At 60.7% G+C, this 22,375-nt stretch carries 23 protein-coding genes; 14 read left to right on the forward strand and 9 right to left on the reverse strand.

The features are described from left to right. Positions 1 to 12 precede the first annotated feature (12 nt). From V6617_RS06075 to carB, 3 genes are all read right to left on the reverse strand, one after another. Positions 13 to 810: a phytanoyl-CoA dioxygenase family protein gene (locus V6617_RS06075; RefSeq protein WP_338609769.1), complete on the reverse strand. Its 798-nt coding sequence runs from the start codon at positions 808 to 810 to the stop codon at positions 13 to 15. 167 nt (positions 811 to 977) lie between these two features. Continuing rightward, positions 978 to 1,895 carry a hypothetical protein gene (locus V6617_RS06080; protein WP_338609770.1) on the reverse strand — a complete coding sequence of 306 codons (918 nt, stop codon included), beginning with the start codon at positions 1,893 to 1,895 and terminating at the stop codon, positions 978 to 980. A gap of 121 nt (positions 1,896 to 2,016) precedes the next feature. Then, the gene (gene carB, locus V6617_RS06085) at positions 2,017 to 5,328 is read right to left on the reverse strand and encodes a carbamoyl-phosphate synthase large subunit (RefSeq protein WP_338609771.1); all 3,312 of its coding nucleotides are present in this window, start codon (positions 5,326 to 5,328) and stop codon (positions 2,017 to 2,019) included. A gap of 273 nt (positions 5,329 to 5,601) precedes the next feature. Between carB and V6617_RS06090 the strand changes: the two genes are divergently transcribed. Continuing rightward, the gene (locus V6617_RS06090; protein WP_338609772.1) at positions 5,602 to 6,441 is read left to right on the forward strand and encodes an aldo/keto reductase; all 840 of its coding nucleotides are present in this window, start codon (positions 5,602 to 5,604) and stop codon (positions 6,439 to 6,441) included. A 6-nt stretch (positions 6,442 to 6,447) separates the two neighbouring features. Here V6617_RS06090 and V6617_RS06095 read toward each other — a convergent pair whose 3' ends face one another. After that, complete coding sequence (locus tag V6617_RS06095; RefSeq protein WP_338609773.1) at positions 6,448 to 6,906, reverse strand: GNAT family N-acetyltransferase; 459 nt, start codon at positions 6,904 to 6,906, stop codon at positions 6,448 to 6,450. 141 nt (positions 6,907 to 7,047) lie between these two features. On the opposite strand from V6617_RS06095, the gene V6617_RS06100 reads away from it, so the two are divergent. Then, positions 7,048 to 7,581, forward strand: a complete 534-nt coding sequence (locus tag V6617_RS06100) for an outer membrane protein (RefSeq protein ID WP_338609774.1) — start codon at positions 7,048 to 7,050, stop codon at positions 7,579 to 7,581. Positions 7,582 to 7,651: 70 nt separating this feature from the next. Here the strand turns inward: V6617_RS06100 and V6617_RS06105 are convergent, their stop codons facing one another. Continuing rightward, positions 7,652 to 8,191: a cytochrome b gene (locus tag V6617_RS06105; protein ID WP_338609775.1), complete on the reverse strand. Its 540-nt coding sequence runs from the start codon at positions 8,189 to 8,191 to the stop codon at positions 7,652 to 7,654. A 76-nt stretch (positions 8,192 to 8,267) separates the two neighbouring features. Here V6617_RS06105 and V6617_RS06110 point away from each other — a divergent pair, with 76 nt between their 5' ends. From V6617_RS06110 to V6617_RS06125, 4 genes are all read left to right on the forward strand, one after another. Beyond that, entirely contained in the window at positions 8,268 to 8,711 is a 444-nt protein-coding gene (locus V6617_RS06110; RefSeq protein WP_338609776.1) for a MarR family winged helix-turn-helix transcriptional regulator, read from the forward strand. 98 nt (positions 8,712 to 8,809) lie between these two features. Further along, positions 8,810 to 8,992 carry a hypothetical protein gene (locus V6617_RS06115; protein WP_338609777.1) on the forward strand — a complete coding sequence of 61 codons (183 nt, stop codon included), beginning with the start codon at positions 8,810 to 8,812 and terminating at the stop codon, positions 8,990 to 8,992. Next, a complete protein-coding gene (locus tag V6617_RS06120) occupies positions 8,992 to 9,504 on the forward strand; it encodes a cupin domain-containing protein (RefSeq protein WP_338609778.1) in 513 nt (170 codons plus the stop codon). Before V6617_RS06115 ends, V6617_RS06120 begins: the two co-directional genes overlap by 1 nt. 3 nt (positions 9,505 to 9,507) lie before the next feature. Further along, entirely contained in the window at positions 9,508 to 10,416 is a 909-nt protein-coding gene (locus V6617_RS06125) for a KPN_02809 family neutral zinc metallopeptidase (protein WP_338609779.1), read from the forward strand. 114 nt (positions 10,417 to 10,530) lie between these two features. Here V6617_RS06125 and V6617_RS06130 read toward each other — a convergent pair whose 3' ends face one another. Further along, a complete protein-coding gene (locus tag V6617_RS06130) occupies positions 10,531 to 12,519 on the reverse strand; it encodes a bifunctional 2',3'-cyclic-nucleotide 2'-phosphodiesterase/3'-nucleotidase (protein ID WP_338609780.1) in 1,989 nt (662 codons plus the stop codon). Between the two features lie 238 nt (positions 12,520 to 12,757). On the opposite strand from V6617_RS06130, the gene V6617_RS06135 reads away from it, so the two are divergent. Next, the gene (locus V6617_RS06135; RefSeq protein ID WP_338609781.1) at positions 12,758 to 13,156 is read left to right on the forward strand and encodes a GFA family protein; all 399 of its coding nucleotides are present in this window, start codon (positions 12,758 to 12,760) and stop codon (positions 13,154 to 13,156) included. Between the two features lie 3 nt (positions 13,157 to 13,159). On the opposite strand, the gene carA is transcribed toward V6617_RS06135, so the two are convergent. Further along, positions 13,160 to 14,371, reverse strand: coding sequence for a glutamine-hydrolyzing carbamoyl-phosphate synthase small subunit (gene carA, locus V6617_RS06140; protein WP_422394810.1), 1,212 nt, complete (start codon positions 14,369 to 14,371; stop codon positions 13,160 to 13,162). A gap of 235 nt (positions 14,372 to 14,606) precedes the next feature. Between carA and V6617_RS06145 the strand changes: the two genes are divergently transcribed. From V6617_RS06145 to V6617_RS06170, 6 genes are all read left to right on the forward strand, one after another. Further along, positions 14,607 to 15,062: a GatB/YqeY domain-containing protein gene (locus V6617_RS06145; protein WP_264227624.1), complete on the forward strand. Its 456-nt coding sequence runs from the start codon at positions 14,607 to 14,609 to the stop codon at positions 15,060 to 15,062. Between the two features lie 61 nt (positions 15,063 to 15,123). Beyond that, positions 15,124 to 15,681: an HdeD family acid-resistance protein gene (locus tag V6617_RS06150; RefSeq protein WP_338609783.1), complete on the forward strand. Its 558-nt coding sequence runs from the start codon at positions 15,124 to 15,126 to the stop codon at positions 15,679 to 15,681. Between the two features lie 68 nt (positions 15,682 to 15,749). Then, the gene (dnaG, locus tag V6617_RS06155) at positions 15,750 to 17,672 is read left to right on the forward strand and encodes a DNA primase (RefSeq protein ID WP_338609784.1); all 1,923 of its coding nucleotides are present in this window, start codon (positions 15,750 to 15,752) and stop codon (positions 17,670 to 17,672) included. A 202-nt stretch (positions 17,673 to 17,874) separates the two neighbouring features. After that, positions 17,875 to 19,965 (forward strand): RNA polymerase sigma factor RpoD, encoded by a 2,091-nt coding sequence (gene rpoD / locus V6617_RS06160; protein ID WP_338609785.1) that lies wholly within the window; start codon positions 17,875 to 17,877, stop codon positions 19,963 to 19,965. A 70-nt stretch (positions 19,966 to 20,035) separates the two neighbouring features. Beyond that, entirely contained in the window at positions 20,036 to 20,323 is a 288-nt protein-coding gene (locus V6617_RS06165) for an HlyU family transcriptional regulator (RefSeq protein ID WP_338609786.1), read from the forward strand. A gap of 75 nt (positions 20,324 to 20,398) precedes the next feature. Further along, complete coding sequence (locus tag V6617_RS06170; protein ID WP_338609787.1) at positions 20,399 to 20,623, forward strand: hypothetical protein; 225 nt, start codon at positions 20,399 to 20,401, stop codon at positions 20,621 to 20,623. A 12-nt stretch (positions 20,624 to 20,635) separates the two neighbouring features. Here V6617_RS06170 and V6617_RS06175 read toward each other — a convergent pair whose 3' ends face one another. Together V6617_RS06175 and V6617_RS06180 are read right to left on the reverse strand one after the other, a co-directional pair. Beyond that, positions 20,636 to 20,809, reverse strand: a complete 174-nt coding sequence (locus V6617_RS06175; RefSeq protein ID WP_338609788.1) for a hypothetical protein — start codon at positions 20,807 to 20,809, stop codon at positions 20,636 to 20,638. Positions 20,810 to 20,978: 169 nt separating this feature from the next. Then, positions 20,979 to 21,590, reverse strand: coding sequence for a tellurite resistance TerB family protein (locus tag V6617_RS06180; protein ID WP_338609789.1), 612 nt, complete (start codon positions 21,588 to 21,590; stop codon positions 20,979 to 20,981). Between the two features lie 128 nt (positions 21,591 to 21,718). Here V6617_RS06180 and V6617_RS06185 point away from each other — a divergent pair, with 128 nt between their 5' ends. Continuing rightward, positions 21,719 to 22,366, forward strand: a complete 648-nt coding sequence (locus V6617_RS06185; protein WP_338609790.1) for a GyrI-like domain-containing protein — start codon at positions 21,719 to 21,721, stop codon at positions 22,364 to 22,366. Positions 22,367 to 22,375: the final 9 nt, after the last annotated feature.

Below are 22,375 nucleotides of genomic sequence, written 5' to 3' on the forward strand. Positions count from 1 at the left end.
GGGGAGGGCTTGTCAGAAGGTCAGGTTGCACGCCTTGCGAATGGCGATCTGGACCGGCGAAGGGGGCAGGGCCGGATCGAAGTCGTGTGCGGGCATCAGCGGTGGCTGGGCCATGAACTTGACGCGGCTCCCCCTGTTGGGCTGGGCTGCGTGAACCAGGAACGGGTGGCACAGATAGACCGTCCCGGCGGGGCCGGTTGCCAGCGCTTCAGGACATTTTTCCGTACCGGCAAAATTGGTGGCCATCATCTGGTGCATGGTCGCCCCTTCCTCGCCGAAGGGCAGGAGAAAGCGGGCCATATCCCTATGCGAGCCCACGCGGATGCGGGTGGGGGCATCGTCTTGTGCGACATCGGAGAACAGGAACAGCATCAGGAGGGCCCGGCCCTTCGATTTGATGTTGGCCCGGATCGAGAAGAAGTCGTTGGGATCGTCGGTCGGCAGCATGTAGCTGGCGTCGATATGCCAGCCATCGTCACCCGGCGCCTGGTCCGAAGGGAAGCGGATCGGGAATGTGCCCAGGCCCTGCGGTGAAAGCCAGCGGCCTTCGCCCACCAACTGGTTGTATGCGAAATGGAGCCGTTCGGTGTTGGCCGCTTCCCGGAAGGGCGCATCGGCATAGCCGCCGAGGCGGATCACCGGTTTTGTCCAGGTCGAGGGGTCGTCGGGGTCGCAACCGGTGTCGCGCCAGAGGATGGCGCGGCCCTGAGCGGCCAGATTTGCGGAAAAGGCATTGTCGATTCTGACGAAACCGTCGGTGACAAAGGTTTCGATCTGCGCCGGGGTCAGCGCGTTTTCTGTTGCAGGCATTTGGAAAGTCCATGAATTCGCAGTGCTGCACGAGGCAATTTGCGGGCCGCCAAGCGGCCCGGCTCAAATGCTTCCGGACGGGAAGCGCCAATCAGGCGCTCAGGAAGACTGCGAATGTGTTGGACATCATCATCATGAGCGCAACATTATCGAATTTGTGATTTCCGTCAACGCTCGACGCCGGCTTGCATCAGGTACACCTGGCCAGCGATTTCGAGGCGGCGGAACAGCATTTCGGAAAGGGCGTCGTCGTTGACCAGTGTTTCGCGCCAGACGCTGTCGATCATTGCGTCCTGGCCCAGATCACGGTCGATGCCGATGAAGCGATAGGGCTGGAAATTGCGGGCCGCTTCGGGATGTTCGCCGCCGGTCCACTGATAGGTGCCCGATTCTGCGCTGGCCCAGAAGCCCATGACGGCCAGTTCCGCAATCGTGTGCGCTGGCGTGGACAGCCCATCCACCGCGTCAGGATATTGAGCCGGCCAGTCGGGCAGGGTGCCGCTCATCTCCTGCCAGTCGGCCATATCTTCAAATGAAGCGTAGGGATCGAGGCAGGGACGACCGGTGCACTCGTCATCGGCAGCGTCTTCGGGCGAAATGATGCGGTTGGAGACCTCGCGTACCATCGCTGCATTGTTCATCAAGGGCGTGAAGACGAAACGCCAGGCCATGTGATAGCCGGTGCCGAAGTCGTCGGGCGAGCCCACATTTTCCGCTCCATAGGCCTCGATTGTATCATTGCGAATTTGCGGACCGAGATTGTAGTGGCGCAGTTCGATGAAGCTGACTGTCCCGGCGTCCCGGTCGATCATCTCGCCGTATGAAATGGCGGTGCGGGTCCGGGTCGAGGGGATGGCGCTGGTGGCCGTCAGCACGGCCTTTTCGATAGGCCCGATCGGGCCGCCGGGGGAAATCGTTTCCAAATCGAGCCAGAAGGCGTTGAGGTCCTGTTCGGTGGTTACAGGATCGAGGCGTTCAAAGCCGGGGGCTCCAACGAACTTGATGACGGCGTCGGAGACCTCGCTGCTCTGGGCGAAGGCCGGTCCGGTGAAAAGCAAAATCGCGATGGCCGAAAGTCGTTTCATTGCGCGTCCCCTGTGCATGAAAACCGGGGCCGACTATTCAGCCTGCCCCGGCATGTGGTCAAGGTCCGGGGCGAAGGTCCAACAAAAAAGGGCGCCGAAGCGCCCTTTGGAAACCTTTGGATCAGGCTGCGAAATAGTCCTGCAGCGCTCTCACCGAGAAATTGCCGCTGCGGTAGGCGAGGATGCCCTGGACGGCCGCAACCGTGCCGGGGATGGTCGTGTAGTAGGGCACCTTGCTCATCAGAGCGGCGCGGCGGATGTCACGGCTGTCGGATACGGCCTTGACGCCATCGGTGGTGTTGATGACCAGTTGGACCTCACCGTTCTTGATGGCATCGACGATGTGCGGGCGGCCTTCGAGCACCTTGTTGATCTTGGTGCATTCGATGCCCTGTTCGGCCAGGAACCGTTGGGTGCCGCCGGTGGCGATGATCTTGAAGCCGGCATTGGCCAGGTCGCGGATAGAGTCGACGATGGTGGCCTTGTCCTCGTCGCGGACCGAGACGAACACCGTGCCTTCACGCGGAACCTTGGTGCCGCTGCCGAGCTGGGATTTGGCAAAGGCGGTGGCGTAGTCGGTGTCGAGACCGATCACTTCGCCGGTCGATTTCATTTCCGGGCCGAGAACCGTATCGACGCCGGGGAAGCGGGCGAAGGGGAAGACTGCCTCCTTGATCGCGATGTGCTTGATTTCGCGTTCTTCGAGATTGAAGGATGCGAGCTTTTCGCCGGCCATGATGCGCGCGGCGATCTTGGCGATCGGGTAACCGATGACCTTGGCGACGAAGGGCACTGTACGCGAGGCGCGGGGGTTCACTTCGAGGACGTAGAGGGTGCCGTCTTTCAAGGCGAACTGCACGTTCATCAAGCCACCGACATTGAGTGCGCGGGCCATTTCGGCGGCCTGGCGCTTGAGTTCGGCGATGATTTCGGGGCTGAGCGAATGGGGCGGGAGCGAGCAAGCGCTGTCGCCCGAATGGATGCCCGCCTCCTCGATATGCTCCATGATGCCGGCAATGAACACGTCCGTGCCATCGCACAGGCAATCGACGTCGATTTCGACGGCGCCCTGAAGGTAGCTGTCGAACAGCAAGGGATTGGCGGCGAGGACCGAATTGATCTGGCCGGTCTTGTCGTTGGGATATTTGTGCCGGATTTCGGGCGGGACCAGTTCAGTCAGGGTGGACTGGACGTAGCGCTCGAAATCATCGGCGGAATGGCAGATGACCATGGCGCGGCCGCCCAGAACGTTGGACGGGCGGATAACCAGCGGGAAGCCCAGCCCCTCGGCGATGATGCGGGACTGCTCGAGCGAATAGGCGATGCCGTTGCGCGGCTGGGTGAGATCGAGCCGGTTGAGAAGCTTCATGAACTGGTCGCGGTCTTCGGCTAGGTCGATCTTGTCGGGCTGGGTGCCCAGGATCGGGATGCCGGCGCGTTCGATGGCATTGGCCAGCTTGAGTGGGGTCTGGCCGCCGAACTGGACGATGACGCCGTGCAGCGTGCCGTTCTGCTGTTCGGTCTTTAGAATTTCGAGAACGTCTTCTTCGGTCAGCGGCTCGAAATAGAGGCGGTCAGAGGTGTCGTAATCGGTCGAGACGGTTTCGGGGTTGCAGTTGACCATGATGGTCTCATAGCCGGCATCGGACAGCGCGAAGGCGGCGTGGCAGCAGCAATAGTCGAATTCGATGCCCTGGCCGATCCGGTTCGGGCCACCGCCAAGGATGACGACCTTTTTTCTGTCGGTGGGGTTGGCTTCATCGGCAACCGCACCGGCAAACGGGGTTTCGTAGGTCGAATACATGTAGGCCGTGGGCGAGGCGAATTCGGCAGCGGACGTGTCGATACGCTTGTAAACCGGGCGCACGCCGAGGGTGTGGCGATGGGTGCGCACGTCCTTTGACGTCTTGCCCGACAATTCGGCAAGGCGAGCATCGGAAAAACCCATGGCCTTGAGGCTGCGCATCTGGCCTTCGGTTTCCGGCAGGCCGTGTTCGCGGACCTTGGCTTCGGTGTCGACGATGGCCTGGAGCTGCTCGAGGAACCACGGGTCAATATGGCAGGCATCAAAGATCATCTGATGGTCATAGCCGCGCCGCATGGCTTCGGCGACCCAGAGCAGGCGGTCGGGGGTCGGCGTGCCCAGAGCGGCCTTGACCGCGTTCTTGTCGTCGCCTTCACCCAGACCGGGGATGCCGATTTCGTTGAGACCGGTCAGGCCGGTTTCGAGCGAGCGCAGGGCCTTTTGCAGCGATTCCGAGAAGGTGCGGCCAATGGCCATGGCTTCGCCGACCGACTTCATCGATGTGGTCAGGCGGTTGTCGGCGCCGGGGAATTTTTCAAAGGCGAAACGCGGGATCTTGGTGACGACATAGTCGATTGTCGGCTCGAACGAGGCCGGCGTGGCGCCGCCGGTGATGTCGTTTTCGAGTTCATCGAGCGTGTAGCCGACAGCGAGGCGCGCGGCGACCTTGGCGATGGGAAAGCCGGTGGCCTTGGATGCCAGCGCCGAGGAGCGCGACACGCGGGGGTTCATTTCGATGACGATCAGGCGGCCATCGGCCGGATTGACGGCGAACTGAACGTTCGAGCCGCCGGTTTCCACACCGATCTCGCGCAGCACCGCCAGCGAGGCGTCGCGCATGATCTGGTATTCCTTGTCGGTCAGCGTCAGGGCCGGGGCGACGGTAATGGAATCGCCGGTATGGACGCCCATGGGATCGATGTTTTCAATCGAGCACACGATGATACAGTTGTCCTTTTTGTCGCGGACAACTTCCATCTCGTATTCTTTCCAGCCGAGGACGGATTCCTCGATCAGGACTTCGTTGGTGGGCGAGGCGTCGATGCCGCTTTCGCAGATGGCGAGGTATTCCTCGCGGTTGTAGGCGATGCCGCCGCCCGTGCCGCCAAGCGTGAAGGAAGGGCGGATGATGGCGGGCAGGCCGATATCTTCGAGGGCCTGCAGGGATTCGATCGTGTTGTGGGCGAGGCGCGAGCGGGGGGTATCAAGCCCGATCTTGGTCATCGCGTCGCGGAACAGCTCGCGATCCTCGGCCTTGTCTATGGCTTCGGCGTTGGCGCCGATCATTTCGACGCCGAATTTTTCAAGCACGCCCATCTTGTTGAGCGAGAGGGCGCAGTTGAGCGCGGTCTGGCCGCCCATGGTGGGGAGCAGCGCGTCGGGGCGTTCCTTTTCGATGATCTTGGCAACGACTTCGGGGGTGATGGGCTCCATATAGGTGGCATCGGCGATGTCGGGATCGGTCATGATCGTCGCCGGATTGGAGTTCACCAATATGATGCGATAGCCTTCTTCGCGCAGCGCCTTGCAAGCCTGAGTTCCCGAGTAGTCGAACTCGCAGGCCTGGCCGATAATGATCGGTCCAGCCCCGATGATGAGGATGGATTTGATGTCTGTGCGTTTGGGCATGTGATACTTCTCGTACGGCAAGCGCGCGGCAGAAAAGCTGTCGCGCGTCGGACGGGGTATGGATTCTGTTGGCTAAGCGGTCTCCTTAGAGCAACCTTGTTCCGATTTCCAGCGTTAAGGAGCGGATTCTTTTACTCCTGATTGCCGCAGGGCGATTTTGCACGCGATCGGGGTGGCACAAACGGGCCATCGCGTTACACTGCCACCGACCCTCCCAACGCCGTGAGTTCGATTGCGGCGCATCATTTTCATATCGAAGCAAGGAGCGCCGCCATGACGCAGCAGAGCTTTATCGAACTTTCCGATGGCAACACGATTCCACAGGTCGGGCTGGGAACCTGGAAGCTTGACGGCGCGAACATGCAGAGTGTGGTGGAAGCGGCCATTGGCGCGGGGTATCGCCATTTCGATACGGCCTATGCCTATCGCAACGAAGCGGCGCTGGGTGCCGCACTCAAGGCGTCCGGCGTTGGCGCGGACGAAGTGTTCATCACCAGCAAGCTGCCGAGCGGGCGGCACGGGTACGACTCGACGCTCAAGACCTTCGATGAAACCATGGTCAATCTGGGGGTCGATGTGCTCGACCTCTATCTGATCCACTGGCCGATGCCCAAGACCGGCAATTTCGTCGATACGTTCAAGGCGTTCATCAAGCTCAAGGAGGACGGCCGGATCAGATCGATCGGGGTGTCCAACTTCCATCAGGCCCATCTGGAAAAGCTGATTGCCGAGACCGGTGTGACGCCTGTCGTCAACCAGATCGAGCTTTCGCCCGCATTCCAGCAAAAAGAGCTCCGGGCCTTTAACGAAGGGCTGGGAATCAAGACCGAAAGCTGGAGCCCGCTGGGCCGGGGCGATGTTCTGGAAAGCTCCATGATAAAGCAGATCGCACAAAAGCATGGCAAAACGCCCGGTCAGATCACCATTCGCTGGCATGTCCAGAACGGGCTGATCGTCATTCCGAAATCGGCCAATCCGCAGCGGATTGCAGAAAATTTCGCCGTGTTCGATTTCGAGCTCGACGCCGAGGATATGGCAAAGATCGAAGGGCTCGACAGCGCGGACGGCCGGACGGGGGTCAATCCCGACGGGGCCGAATTCCTGCAGGTCTGATCCTGTTCAGATATAAAGCTTGAAACCTTCGTGGCTTCTGGAAAAGCCGAGGCGCTCGTAAAAGCGATGCGCGTCGGCTCTTTTCTTGTTGGAGGTGAGTTGCACCATCGTGCAGCCCCGTTCCTTTGCCTTTTGGACGGCCCAAGCCATCATCTTTTCCCCGATCCGCCTGTTGCGGTGATCGGGGGACACGTGAACGCCCTCGATGGTACAGCGCCAGCCGCCGCGGCGGAAAATGCCCGGGGTAAATGTGAGCTGGAAGGTTCCCACCGCCGCAGCGTCGAATTCGGCGATCAACAAGAGCTGGTTGGGGTCCGCAGCGATGGCCTCAAAGGCCGCCAGATAGTCCGGACCGTGCGCATCGGCGGGGTCGTCGATGCGGTCCAGCACCGTATCGTGGGCGATCAGGCCGACGATGAAAGGCAAGTCGTCGGTCGTGGCGTTGCGAATGGCGAGGTCGGACATGAGGCATCTCCCGGATAAGGCGCCCATGTTTCATGATTCGGATCAGCGGGGCAGCTTGCGTGTTGAACGCTATGTTAACCCTAATGGATGATTACTGCGGGCTACACAGGGCGTTGTTGTTCTGCGTTTTTGGGGGTTTTTATGAAAAAGACGGTATCCATATTCACGCTCGCCTGTGGGCTGCTGCTGACCAGCGCCATTCAGGCGGCCGACGTGATCTATCCAGAGTATGATTTGCCCGTTGCGCCTGTTGCGGGCGGGTTCGATTGGGACGGGTTTTATGCCGGCGTTGGCGTTTCGGGCTCTGTGTGGGGCGGTGGTGCGCGGAGCATTGGTGGCGCTCTGTCGGTTGGCGGCAATGCGACGTTCGACAATTTCCTGGTCGGCATCGAGGGCTCGGCCCATTACGGCTATTCCAACGCCACCAACGACTGGGGCTATGTGCTGGGACTTGAAGGCCGAGCCGGCTATCTGGTGGCGCCAGAGGTTCTGGTTTACCTCTCGGGTGGTGCGGCCTATCTCGATCCGGCGCCGTCCGACTGGTACGCGACGGCGGGTGGCGGTGTGGAGTTTGCCGTTACAGACCAGATGTCGGTCGATGTGCAGTACCGCTATCTTTGGGCAACCGGAAGTTCGGCCAATTCAATCGGCGTTTCCGCTCTCTGGCACTTTTAGTCCGGTTGGCTTCAGCCGTTTGCGATTTCGAGTATGAGCGCCCTTTCGGGGCGCTCTTTTTTGTTTTGGATCAGCGGGGCAGCTTGCCGATGCCCATGCGGGAAAGAAGGCCGTCTCGGCGGATGAAATGGTGGTAGAGCGCGGCGCCGATATGGATGGCCAGCAGCGCCATGAACAGCCGCGCCAGCACCCCGTGGATATCGCGGGGGGCGATGTCGTCGAGATCGGGAATGGGCGCGCCCGTTGCAAGGGCCGGAATGACGCCGCCGATGATGTTGGTGGCAATGCCGGTCGATGCCAGAAGGATGATGAACACGTAGGCCAGCACATGCACCGTGGCGGCAATACGCGACTGGAGGGGCGGGATGCCGGCCAGTTCGTCCGGACGCCGGTCGGCGAAGACCCACCAGAAAATGCGAAATATGGTCAGCGCCAGTACGGTCAGGCCCAGTGCGATATGGGGGATCAGGAGGGCGCGCTTTGTGGCATCGGTATCGGCGTCCGCCGCGTTGAGGCCCAGAACGATAAGCGCCAGGACCAACAATGCGGTCACCCAGTGAACGACGATGGCGATTGTTCCGTAGCGGTCGGGTGTGCTCTTGAGGCTCATGATCGCACCTTGTGGCTGAGCGATTGAGGGGGTATATAGCATGCTATGATTATTAAATAGCATGCTATGGATACCGATGCAACGCCGTGATTCCGAAGGCTATCTGACAAATCGTGCGGCAAGGCTGTTCATGCAGGCCATGACGCGGGCCATCCGGCCGCACGGGCTGGCGAGTGCCTATGTGCCGGTGCTGTACGCGCTGAGCGAGATGCCGGAAATGACGCAGGCCGAGCTCACCGATTTTGCCGGGATCGAGCAGCCCACCATGGCGGCGACGCTCGGCCGCATGGATCGCGACGGGCTTTTGACCCGGCGCCCCGATCCGCAGGACAGGCGTAAATTGCTGATCGGGCTGAGCACTTCCGGACGTGAGAAAGTTGCCGCCATGATGGAAGCCGTCGTGCGGATCAACGGGTGTGCGGCGACGGGACTGGACGCGCAGGAACGCAAGCGGCACCGCGAACGCCTGAAAACGATGATCGGCAATCTCGAGATCCTGCTCGCTGAGGAAAAAGAATAACGATGTGCCTCTGGCCCGTCGGCCAAACACTCCTTCCCGTCGGAACCAATGGTCCCGCCTTTCCGTTTCGATGCCACAACAGACTGTGAGGACGGAAAATGGTCGAACGCGAACGCGAAACGGTTGTGGTCAATTCCGGTGGTGGGGGCGGCGGAATGATCTTTGCGGTGATCGTCGCGCTGGTCGTGGTCATCGGCGTCATCTATTTCGTCAACGTCAATTCCGGTGGCGAGGGCGGAACGGTTTCCGTCGATGTTCCGGCGGTGGACGTCACGCAATAATGGCCGGGACGGGCGTCATCGAACGGCTGATCCTGGAGGATGACGGGCGTTTTCCCAACAGCACGCTTGCCGTTCTGGTCTATCGCGCCGCGATCGAACAGGGGTCCTCCGCCGAGGCATTCAAAACCCTGTTGTCGCGAAATGGGTGGCCGGCCCAATGGGTCGGCTCGATCTTTCAATATCATCACTATCACTCGACCGCGCACGAGGCGCTCGGCGTCGCCAGCGGCAGCGCGCAAATCGCTCTGGGCGGCCCGCGCGGTGTTACTGTGAGCGTGAGCGAAGGCGATGCGGTGGTGATCCCGGCCGGGGTCGCACACAAGCTCGAAAGCGCCAGCACCGATTTTGCGGTCGTTGGAGCATACCCGCCGGGTCAGGATTGGGATATCCTTACCGGCGAGCACGGTGAGCGCGAGACAGCGCTTGCCAATATCTCGAATGTTCCGGCGCCCCGAACCGATCCGGTGCAAGGTGAAACCGGACCATTGCTTGAGGCGTGGAGCGAGGAATAATCCATGAAATGGCGGGGGCGTAAGCGATCGTCCAATATCGAGGATCGACGCGGCGCGAGTGGTGGCCTGTTCCGCCGTTCGTCGGGTATGGGCGGATCGGGGTTCCGCATTCCCACGGGCGGCCGATCCGGTGGCATGGGGATCGGGTTCATCGTCCTCATTCTCATCGTCGGGGTCGCGCTCGGCATCAATCCGATGTCGCTGCTCGATGGCAGTCTGGGGACGGGAACCAGCGGTTCGGGTTCGGTCTCGCGGCCGCTGCCCGAGGCGGGGGAGGATGATCTTGCCGATTTCGTCGCGGTGGTCGTTCAGGACACCGAGGATTTGTGGACCGAGGTGTTCATCGAAAACGGCATGACCTACGAGCCGGCCACCGTGGTGCTGTTTACCGACACCGACCAATCAGCCTGCGGGCTGGCCGACGCGCGCACCGGACCGTTCTATTGTCCGGGGGACCAGAACGTTTATATCGACCTCTCGTTCTATGAAACGCTGCGCAGCCAGTTCGGCGCGCCGGGGGATTTCGCGCAGGCCTATGTGATCGCCCACGAGATCGGGCATCACGTGCAGAACCTGGTGGGGGTGCTGCCGGAATATGCGCAGGCCATACAATCGATGAGTGAAGAAGAGGCCAACTCCTATTCGGTGCGGATCGAGTTGCAGGCCGATTGTTATGCCGGCATCTGGGCGAGCTATGTGGGCGAAGAAAACCTGCTCGAGAACGGGGATATCGCGGAAGCGATCAATGCGGCCGAGCAGATCGGGGATGACGCCATCCAGCGCCGGACGCAGGGTGCGGTCGTTCCCAAGACGTTCACGCACGGCACCTCGGCCCAGCGCCAGGACTGGTTCGAGCGCGGATATTCATCGGGCAATGTGGGGGAATGCGACACGTTTTCGGGCGCTATCTGAAAACCGCACCTGATCCGAAAAGTGAAGGGCCTCAAGTTCTGATTCAACTTGAGGCCCGCCTTTCATGTTGAGTCCGGAACGCGGGCCAAGCCCCTGTTCCAGAATCGCTTTCCCTTAGAGCGTTATGCGATAGACGCCGAAGCCCGCTTCGCTGGTTTCGCCGGTCGGCTCGATGGTGACTGCGGTGACATCGGCCAGGTGCTGTTCGGCGGCGGGGCCGGTTTCAAACAACACGGTGGTGTCGCCCAATTCGGCCAGCGACCAGTTGCTGTCGGCGGCCGGATCGATGGTGCCCTGTTCGACGATGTAGCGCACGATCAGGTCGCGGTTGGTGTCGGGTCCCATGAAGATGATCTTGTCGGGGCCGACGCCGGGGAAGCCACCACCACCGCCAGCGCGGTAGTTGTTGGTTGCGACAACGAACCGGGCCTCGGGATCGATGGGTTCGCCGTCATACATCAGATCGACGATGCGCTCGGCCTCGGGGTTTTCCAGAGCGCCGCCATCGGCGGCATATTTGGACGGCTGGGAGACGTCGATCTTGTAGGTCACGCCGTCGATCACGTCGAAATTGTAGGACGGGAAGGACGGATTGATGAGCGTGGCATCGCTCGAACCGGGTTCGACCTGATTGAAGATACCGGCCGAGCGTTCGAGCCATTCCTTGACGTCGGCGCCGGTCAGCAGCACTGCCTGGATGGTGTTGGGATAGAGATAGAGATCGGCAACGTTGCGGATGGCAACCGGGCCGACCGGGACATCGGTATAGTATTCCGGGCCGCCGCGACCACCGGCCTTGAAGGGGGCTGCCGCCGAGATGATCGGAATGCCTTCCCATTCGGTACCGGCCATCATCTGCTCGAGATAGGCCTTCTGGGCGATGTTAACGATCTGGACCGAGGGATCGTCGGCCACCAGCGCGAAATAGGAATGCAGCGGTGCAGCGGTTTCGCCGACCGGGCGGCGGACATAATCCAGCGTTGCCTGGTGTTCTTCATCGACCGCCTCGGTGACGGTGTCTTCGGATTCGACGGTCGGGGTAACCGCTCCATCGACACGCTCATAGATGGGGCGCGCTTCGGAGGTGTGGGACAGGACCGACCAGGTGCCTGCATCGTCGACTTCGAGCAGCAGGTCGACAAGGCCCATATGGCTGCCCCAGAAACCGGCCATGACGGCGGGCGTGCCGTTGAGCGTGCCGGCTTCGATATCGACGCCTTCGATGCCTTCATAGTCAGGGCCGGGGAAGACGAGGTGCTGGTGGCCGGCGAGGATCACATCGATGCCCTCGATCGCGCCGAGCTGGAGCGAAACGTTTTCCATCATCGGGGAGGCTTGGCCACCCTCGATGCCGCCGTGGTTCATGGCGACGATGATATCGGCACCTTCTTCGCGCATGATGGGCACGTAGTGCTCTGCGGTTTCGATGATGTCGCGCGGGGCGACCTTGCCGGACAGATGCGCGGAATCCCAGGTCATGATCTGGGGCGGGACGAAGCCGATCAGGCCGATACGGATTGTGCGGGTTTCGCCAGCGCCGTCGGTCAGTTCCTTTTCGACGATCACATAGGGTTCAAACAGCGTGTCGTCATCGGCAATGTTGTCGGGAAGGGTCTCGCCGCGCACGATATTGGCGAGGACGACGGGAAATTGCGCACCGGCAATGGCGGCTTCAAGAAATTCGAGGCCATAGTTGAATTCGTGGTTGCCGATGGTGCCCGCGTCATAGCCCAGTGCGTTCATGGCCGCGATGGTGGGATGGATATCCTCGTCGTCCACACCGCGCTCGTAAGCGACATAGTCGCCCATGGGGCTGCCCTGGAGCATGTCGCCATTGTCGAGCAGGATGGCATTGCCGGCCTCGGCGCGGATGTTTTCGATGATCGAGGCGGTTCGCGCCATGCCGAGGGTGTTGTCCTCGCGGTCCGCATAATAGTCGTAGGGCAGCAGGTTGACGTGAATGTCGGTGGTTTCGAGGATGCGCAGATGGGCCTGATTGGCCTGCGCCATTGCTGCAAAGGGATGCATGACGATAGCGGCTGCGCCGACCGAAGCCGTGCCCGCAAGAAAGGCGCGGCGGCTGATTGAAAGGTTATGATGCATGATGTCCCTCCGAAAGGACGCTGGGGTTTGTTGAATCACCAAGAATGATGCGAGGCGCTCGTCTCCCCATTGCCGCAGTTTTCTGACGGCCCGATGACGGACGCGTGAATAACGTCCTCCTTTTTTATCGTTTGGTCAAATTATGACAGCGCACTCTGTGGAAATTTCCACTGGGCTGCTGACACCGTGTGTCACGGCCTCGCGCTAAATTCGCCTGAACACCAAGCGGAGAACATCAATGAGCGTGAAAACCTACCATGGCAGTTGCCAGTGCGGAGCGGTGCGGTTCGAGGCCGAAATCGACCTCTCCGAGGGCACGGGGAAGTGCAATTGCACGAGCTGCAGGAAGCGGCGGTGGTGGAGTGCGAGCGTCAAACCGGAAGCGTTCCGGGCATTACAGGGCGAAGAGACGATGGTTCCCAATCGCATGGGAACGGCGATGTTCTGCCCCGGGTGCGGGGTCACGCCGTTCGGGCGGGTTGCCAAGGCGGAATGGAACGATGGAGAGAGCGTTTCGATCAACGTCGCGTGTCTGGACGACGCACCGCCGGACGAACTGATCGCCGCGCCGGTCACCTATTATGACGGACTGAACGACAATTGGTGGGCGGTGCCGAGCGAAACCCGGCACCTATGAAAACTATTCGGCGAGCACTTCCATACCCTTCTGTTCGCGCACCAGGTTGATGAAGCGCTTGAACAGGTAATGGGCGTCGTGGGGGCCGGGGGAAGCCTCGGGGTGGTACTGGACCGAAAAGATCGGCTTGCCTTCCACGGCGAGACCGGCGTTCGATCCATCGAACAGCGAAGTGTGGGTTTCGACGATCCCGGCGGGCAGGCTGTCGCGGTCGACGGCAAAGCCGTGGTTCATCGAGGTGATCTCGACCTTGCCGGTGGTCAGGTCCTTGACCGGATGATTGGCGCCATGGTGGCCCTGATGCATCTTTTGGGTCTTGCCGCCGAGGGCGAGGCCCAAAAGCTGATGGCCGAGGCAGATGCCGAAAACGGGCTTGCCGGACTCGATGATTTTTTTGATGGTGGGCACCGCATATTCACCTGTGGCCGAGGGATCTCCAGGGCCGTTGGACAAAAATATGCCATCAGGATTGTGGGCCATGATGTCTTCAATAGTGGCGGTGGCCGGAACGACAGTCACGCGGGCACCCTGATCGGCGATGCAACGCAGGATGTTGCGCTTGGCACCGTAGTCGATGGCCACGACATGGAAATCGGGGTTTTCGACGCGACCATAGCCTTCACCCAGCCGCCAGCGGGTTTCGTCCCATTTATAGGTCTGGGTGGTCGAGACGTCCTTGGCGAGGTCGAGACCTTCGAGGCCCGGGAACTGGTCGAGTTCGACCTTGAGGGCGGCGTCGTTGAAATTGCCGTCCGGCGCATGGGCGATCACGGCATCGGCCATGCCCTTTTCCCGGATCAGGGCGGTCAGGGCGCGGGTGTCGAGCCCGGCGATGCCGATGATGCCGCGCTTCTTGAGCCAGGCGTCGAGCCGTTCGGCGGCGCGGTAGTTGGACGGGCTGGTGACGTCGGCCTTGATGACGGCGCCGCGGATGCCCGAGGCTGCGGCCATGTTGACGGTCTCGATGTCTTCGTCATTGGCGCCGACATTGCCGATATGGGGGAAGGTGAAGGTGATGATCTGGCCGGCATAGGAGGGATCGGTCAGAATTTCCTGGTATCCGGTCATGGCGGTGTTGAAGCACACTTCGCCGACGGCCGTGCCCACAGCGCCGATGCCCTGGCCCTCAAGGCGCGTTCCATCGCGCAGGATGAGGACTGCGGTGGGGGCGGATTCTTTCCAACCGGACACGGGGCTTCTCCATTTTTCGTACATCAGGTCAGGCGCGCGGAACCTCCGGCCATGATCGCCGTTTGGTGGTTCTCTTCCGCCCTATATTGAATTTGCGCGAACCTATTTGAAGGGCAGGGCGCGGTCAACCGAGTCCTTTGCAATTGAAAATATTGCAAATCAATGACTTAGCGGAAATTGAGCGGGCGATTGGCTTTGCGGATACGCTTGGGCTATAGGAACGGCACCAAAACAGGACAACAAACCTCAAGGGAAACCGATCATGCGCGATCAGATCAGTGCTGCCATGAAGGACGCCATGAAGGCGCGCGACGGCCGCCGGACGACGACGCTGCGACTCATCAATGCCGCCATCAAGGACCGCGAAATCGCGGCGCGGGGCGAGGGTAAGGATGGTATCGGGGACGAGGACATCCTTGCCATCCTGCAAAAAATGGTCAAGCAGCGCGAGGAATCGGCGGCCCTTTATGGCCAGAACGGGCGGCCCGAGCTCGAAGCGCAGGAGCGCGAGGAAATCGAGATCATCAAGGAGTTCCTGCCCAAGCCGCTGACCGAAGCCGAAGTCGATGCGGCGATCAAGGCAGCCATTGCCGAAACCGGGGCCGAAGGGCTGCGCGACATGGGCAAGGTGGTGGGCGTGCTCAAAGCGAAATATCCCGGGCAGATCGATTTCGGGCAGGCCTCCAAGCAGGTCAAGGCACAACTGGGCGCCTGATCTTTTCTCCTTTAGATATCAGGCGTATTGTTCCCGGGTTGTTGCGGCTTAGGGGACTATCATGGCTGATGAAAAGAAGTCGTCTCGCTTTCCTTCTATTCTGACCGGGCTTCGCGGCGTATTGATGCTGCTCGCGGGGATTTATGCCGTGCTGTTTCCCGGCGCGGCTCTTTTGGTGCTTACCACCTTTGCGGCGGCGCTGTTCGTCATCGACGGCGCGCTGGGGCTCTGGGCGATCACATTCGGGGGCGGCAGGACCGGCAATTTCTGGTTCGACGTGGTGCGCAATGCCCTCTCGATCGTCGTGGGCATTCTGATCCTTATCTCGCCGCTGCTGGGTGCGCTGGTTACGGCGACGTTCCTGGTTTATCTCGTGGCCTTTCAGGCCATTTTCGTGGGCGCCATGGAAATCGTCGTGGTCGTCCGCGAACGCCAGCTCTACGCCAAGATCTGGCCAGTGCTGCTCAGCGGCGCTCTTTACTTCCTGTTCGGGCTGTTGCTCGCCTTCTGGCCACTCGAGGCAGCAGTGGCCCTGGTGATGGTTGGCGGGGTGCTGATGATGGTCTTTGCCTTCGGCCTGCTTGGGCTTGCCTGGCGGCTCTGGCAAGCGGGTCATTGAGGCTGTGAATAAGGAGGAAAAGCGCGGCAACAGGTGACAAAGCGCCAACCAGCGCTTACCTAAAACGCATGCGCTTTTCCGATCATTTTCTGGACGAGATTCGAAACCGCCTGCCAATCACGCAGGTGGTGGGCGAGCATGTTGTCTGGGACAAGCGCAAATCCCAGCCCGGCAAGGGCGATATGTGGGCCTGCTGCCCCTTCCACGGTGAAAAGAGCCCCAGCTTTCACGCCGATGACCGGCGGGGGCGCTATCACTGTTTCGGGTGCGGGGCGAGCGGGGATCATTTCCGCTTTCTGACCGACAAGACCGGGATGAGCTTTCCCGAGGCGGTGGAACTCCTGGCCGGACGGGCCGGCGTCCCCATGCCGGCGCGGGACGAAAAGGCGGAAAAGCGGGCCGAGGCGAGACGGTCGCTTCACGACGTCATGGAACTGGCGACAGCCTATTTCGTCGAGGCGCTGGCCCACAATGTGGGCGCACGGGCGCGTGGCTATCTGCTCGAGCGCGGCGTATCCGGCGCCATGCAGCAGCGGTTCAGAATCGGGTTTGCACCTGACAGCCGCAACGGGCTGAAAGAGTTTCTTGCGGCGAACGGTGTTTCGGCAAGGGAAATGGCCGAGACGGGGCTGGTCGTCCATGGTGAAGACATTTCGGTGCCCTATGACCGGTTCCGCAACCGGCTGATGTTTCCCATTACCGATTTTCGAGGGCGGGTTATCGCGTTTGGCGGGCGGGCGTTGAGCGCGGACGTGGCGGCGAAATATCTCAATTCGCCGGAAACCGAACTCTTTCACAAACGCCAGACGCTCTATAACGGGCAGGCGGCACGGCAGGCCGGATATGACGGCAAGCCGCTGATCGTTGTCGAAGGCTATCTCGATGTTATCGCTGCGGTCGCGGCCGGGTTCGAGGGGGCCGTGGCGCCGCTCGGGACGGCGCTGACCGAAGATCATCTCAACCTTCTTTGGCGTATGACCGATATTCCGGTGCTGTGTTTCGACGGCGACAGCGCCGGGATGCGGGCGGCGGAGCGCTCGGTCGATATCGCGCTTCCCCTGCTCAAACCCGGAAAGAGCGTTTCGATCGTCACGCTTCCCGGTGGGCTCGATCCGGACGATCTCATCAAGCAGCAGGGGCGGCAGGCCTTTGCCGATCTTGTCGCCGGCGGCCGGTCACTGGCCGATGCCGTATGGGCCATGGAGACGGCAGGGGGCATTCCCGAAGCGCCCGAGCAGCGTGCGGCGCTGGAAGCGCGGCTGCGTGAACGGGCAGCACGGATCGCCGATGTTTCGGTGCGGCGCCATTACAGCCAGGCGTTCGATGAAAAAATTTCGTCGCTGTTTATCTCGACGCGCGGGCAGTATCGGCGCGACGGGCGAAACAATGGATATGAGCAGCGGCGCACCGGTCAGCGCGGCAACCCCAAGATGCTCGTCTCGGACACGCTGCGCAATTCACGGCTCTTGAAGGGCGCCGCGACGCCCGGTGTGATCCCCCGCGAAGCGGTGATCCTGATGAGTCTGGTCAATCATCCCGAACTGGCCCAGGCCCGGCTCGAGGCGCTGGCGGAAATCGAATTCCAGTCCTTGCCGGCGCGGCAGGTTCTGGCGGCCTTTCTCGACCTTGTGACCGTCCACCCGGACCTGGGACCGAACGGGATCGCCGAGGCGCTGATCGCGCGCGGGCATGGGCCGGTGCTCGACAAAATGCGCAGCCAACTGTCGCGGCAAGGGATATGGCAGGCCGATGCCGAGACTGCACAATCGGACGCTGAAACAGGATTAAAACACTCGCTGGCCTTGCATTACAAATCCGTTCAACTAAATAGGGAACTCAAAGCAGCCGAACTGGCGCTAGGCGAAGACCTGAGCGAAAACGCATTCGAGCGGCTGCGTGACATCCAGAATCAGATTTCCAGTGTCGACGGTACTGAGGCATTGATCGAGGGATTTGGTTCGCTATCCGGGCGTGCGACGCGGAGTCTTTGAAAAAAAGATGATTCGTGTCTGTGCGCTTTTGCGTGTATGGAGCGCTCCTGCAGCAAAAGGATTCGAATCAGAATCAGGGTTGTTTCGCATTACCTAAGCGATTTGTTAACCCTGTGATGTCTTTCAATCCCAGTTCCAGTGCGATCATCGGGTGATGACACCAGTGCCGCAAACCATGGTGCGGCTCAGGAGAGCGAACTATATGGCCACCAAGGCAGCCAACCAGACCAAGACCGAGACCGACAGCAAGCCGGAATCGCAGACCGAAGCACCCGATGGGCCGCTTCTCGATCTTTCCGATGCCGCCGTCAAGAAGCTCATAAAGACCGCCAAGAAGCGCGGTTATGTGACCTATGAAGAGATCAATGCGGTTCTGCCTTCGGAAGAAGTGACCTCCGAGCAGATCGAAGACATCATGGCCATGTTCTCGGACATGGGCATCAATGTCGTCGACGAGGACGAGGTCGAAGAGGCCGAGGCCGACAACAGCAGCGACGACGAAGGCGGCGAGATCGCGACGACGGGGACCACCGCGGTCGCCAATACGTCCAACGCCAAGTCCGGGTCCGACAGGACCGACGATCCGGTGCGCATGTATCTGCGTGAAATGGGATCGGTCGAACTGCTCAGCCGCGAGGGCGAAATCGCCATCGCCAAGCGCATCGAGGCCGGTCGTGAAACCATGATCGCCGGGCTGTGCGAGAGCCCGCTGACCTTCCAGGCCATCATCATCTGGCGCGACCAGCTTGCCGAAGGCGAGATCTTGCTGCGCGACATCATCGATCTCGAAGCCACCTATGCCGGGCCGGATGCCAAGATCGCCGACGCGACCGCTGGCAATGACGACGATGACGAAGACGAGGATGCTCCGGCTCCCGCTGGTGTATCGTCGACAGCTTCCGCTGCCCCGGCAGCGCGCACCGAACGGCCCGGACGGGCCGAGGGTGGCGAAGAAGATGGGGCAGCGGCCAGCGGCGAAGGCGGTCAGACCGACGACGATGACGATGACGACGAGTACGAGAACAATCTCTCGCTCTCGGCCATGGAGGCTGAACTCAAGCCCCAGGTCGTCGAGACATTCGATCGGATTGCCGAGACCTATGGGCGGATGCGCAAGGTCCAGGATCAGCATGTCGAAGACCAGCTTGCCGCCAAGTCTCTGGACGTCGGCGAAGTCAAGGAACTCGATGCCTGGCGCACCCAGGTGATCTCGGACGTCAAGTCCCTCTCGCTCAATGCCAGCCGTATCGAAAGCCTTGTCGAGCAGCTCTACGACATCAACAAGCGTCTCGTGCGCAATGAGGGCCGTCTGCTGCGTCTTGCCGAGAGCTACAAGATCAAGCGCGACGATTTCCTCAACGCCTATTACGGGTCCGAACTCGACCCCGATTGGGCCGACAAGGTGTTCGGGCGGTCCGAAAAGGGCTGGGCGGATTTCGTGTCGCGCGAGCGGGCAACGATCGATGAGCTGCGTGCTGAAATCCAGACGCTGGCCACCGAAACCGGGCTCGATATCGCCGAATACCGCCGCATCGTTTCCAAGGTGCAAAAGGGCGAGCGCGAAGCGGCCATTGCCAAAAAGGAAATGGTCGAGGCCAATCTGCGCCTCGTGATCTCGATTGCCAAGAAATACACCAACCGCGGATTGCAGTTCCTCGATCTTATCCAGGAAGGCAATATCGGGCTGATGAAGGCCGTCGATAAATTCGAATATCGCCGCGGCTACAAGTTCTCGACCTATGCCACGTGGTGGATCCGGCAGGCGATCACCCGCTCGATCGCCGATCAGGCGCGCACCATCCGTATTCCGGTGCACATGATCGAAACGATCAACAAGATCGTGCGGACCAGCCGCCAGATGCTCCATGAAATCGGTCGTGAGCCGACGCCGGAAGAGCTTTCCGAAAAGCTGCAGATGCCGCTCGACAAGGTGCGCAAGGTTCTCAAAATCGCCAAGGAGCCGATTTCGCTCGAGACGCCGATCGGCGACGAGGAGGATTCGAACCTCGGGGATTTCATTCCCGACACCAACGCGATCCAGCCGATCGACGCGGCGATCCAGTCGAACCTGCGCGAGACCACGACCCGGGTTCTCGCCTCGCTGACGCCGCGTGAAGAGCGTGTGCTGCGCATGCGCTTTGGTATCGGCATGAACACCGACCATACGCTCGAGGAAGTGGGCCAGCAGTTCTCGGTCACGCGTGAGCGTATTCGCCAGATCGAAGCCAAGGCGCTTCGCAAGCTCAAGCATCCCAGCCGCAGCCGCAAGCTGCGGAGCTTTTTGGACAACTAGTCCGCTTGGCGTTAGGCTAGAGACAAATCGGGGCGGCCATTGGCCGCCTCGTGCATATGGAGGGTTCGAGATGTCGTTTTGGAAAAATCTGTTCGGCGCTGGCGGTGACAGGCAGCCGGCCGCGGCCAGCATCGACGCTCAGGAAGAATTCGAAGGCTATCTCATCAAGGCGACCCTGATGAAATCGGGCGGCGAATATCAGGTCGCGGGCACCATCGAGAAGGAAATCGATGGAGAGACCAAGACCTATTCATTTATTCGCGCCGACAAATTTTCCGACAAGGACGATTGCGCAGCGGCCACCCTGGGCAAGGGCCGGCAGATCATCCGCGAACAGGGCAAGTTCCTGTTCGATTAAGTCGGCTTTACCGCAAAATCAATCATGGGCTGTCGCCTCGGCGACGGCCCTGTTCAGTTTCAGATTGGATTTATCATGGCCAGAAAGCCAACCATGCGCACGGAATTCGTGCTTTTCGACATCGTTTATGAGGATGGCAGCCAACGGTCCAACCGCAAGGTCGACGCGAGCCTGCTCGGTGGCCTGGACGGCGACGAGCCCGCACTGACCTCCATCATGGATCAGGATCGGGCCATTTCGGAGAAATCGGGCGTGCCGCCGCTCAAGATCACCTCGATCAAGCGCAGCGGCAAAAAATAGGGAGCTTGACGGTCAGGACGTGCTGACTGTCGGTTCGGGAACGATTTCCGGGCGGCCTGTCGAATCCTCGCTGCCCACCGTTAGGGCAAACCACCCAAAGGCCAGGACAATAACGATTGCTGCGACCCGCAGCACGATAGAGCCCGCGCCTGCGTGGCGCGTCTGGTCGGGTTCGAGATAGGTCATGGCAACCTCCCGCTTCCGTGTTCGGTCAATGTTAAGCGTAAAGCCGGCGATTCGTTCCCCGAAAATTTAGAGCCGTTCAGGATTTGATTGACTCAAATCCTTGGCTCTAAACCCTTGTTCTGTCGCGTGTCCGAACCGCCAAACCGTTTCCAATTTTACTGGACACGCTCTAGCGTGCGGCAGCCTTGTGAATCTCCGTGACCAGAGCGTCGGGCAGGCTGAGCCGGTTGGCCAGAGTTTCGAGATAGGCGCGCTCGGTTGCCGTATCGGCCTCGATAGCCACCAGCGATGCCGCATAAATTTCGGCGGCGTGTTCGGGCGTATCGGCACCGCGCACCACCGCTTCGATGTCGAGCGGGGTTGAAAGTTCGTCAAACACGAACGCCTTTTCCTGGGCCGAGAGCTTCATGTCCTCGAGCCGCTGGAAGATGCGCTCCTTTTCATCGGCATCGATGCGGCCATCGGCTTTGGCGGCCGAGATCATGGCGCGCACAAGCGCCTTGCCCAGCGCTTCCTGCGCGGTCTCGTCGGACGGGGCGGGCATGAAGGGGCCTTCGGGCGGGGTTTCGACATCTGGGGCGGTGTTGTCCTGCCGGCTTTTTTGCCAGGCGTTATAGGCAAGACCACCGATTGCTGCGAGGGCGCCGTATTTGGCGATCTTTTTGATGCCTCCGCCGCCCAGCAGCATACCCGCAGCAAGGCCCGCTGCGCCTGCACCCGCGGTGCGCTGCATGTTGGGGTCGGTCTTGAGGGCCGTTACGATCTTGTCGATGTCGAACATTGCGTAAAAAGAATCTCCGATGATTGCCGAAGCCCACAGATGGGGATTGCGGGCAAACTGCGCAAGAATTCTTTCCAATCTTTAAGGGTGGCCCGTATCGTGGCGATGGGACGAGTAGGGAATCTGCAATGGAAAAGGTCGACTTCAAAAAACAGCTCAAAGCGTTGTACGGCCCGACCAGATCCAGGGGCCTCCACGTCGTCGAGGTGCCGACCATACGGTTCCTGATGATCGACGGGCATGGCGACCCCAATGCGGCACGGTCCTATCGTGAGGCGGTCGAGACGCTTTTTGCGGTCGCCTACACGCTTAAATTTGCTTCCAAGACACAGCTCGGTCGGGACTACACCGTTCCGCCGCTTGAGGGGCTGTGGTGGGCAAAGGACCTGCGCAGTTTTGCCGCCCGCGACAAGGATAAATGGCACTGGACCATGATGATCATGGTGCCCGACTGGATCGGTCCGGCCATGATCGCGGCGGCCATCGAAACGGCGCGGGCCAAGAAAGGGCCGGCAGCGCTCGATCTCCTGCGGGTGGAGGCGCTCGAGGAAGGCAGGGCCGTTCAGGTGCTTCATATCGGCCCCTACGATGACGAAGGGCCGATCCTGGCCCGGATGCACGAGCATTACATACCCGACAATGGCTGGGTGCCGACGGGCAGGCATCACGAAATCTATCTGGGCGATCCGCGCAAGAGCGCTCCGGAGAAACTCCGGACCATATTGCGACAGCCGGTAAAGGAAAGGCCGGGGATTAGCCCCGGCCTTGTTGCTTGATCGGTATGG

Origin of the sequence: Pelagibacterium nitratireducens, from assembly GCF_037044555.1 — a bacterium.
Taxonomy (GTDB): domain Bacteria; phylum Pseudomonadota; class Alphaproteobacteria; order Rhizobiales; family Devosiaceae; genus Pelagibacterium; species Pelagibacterium nitratireducens.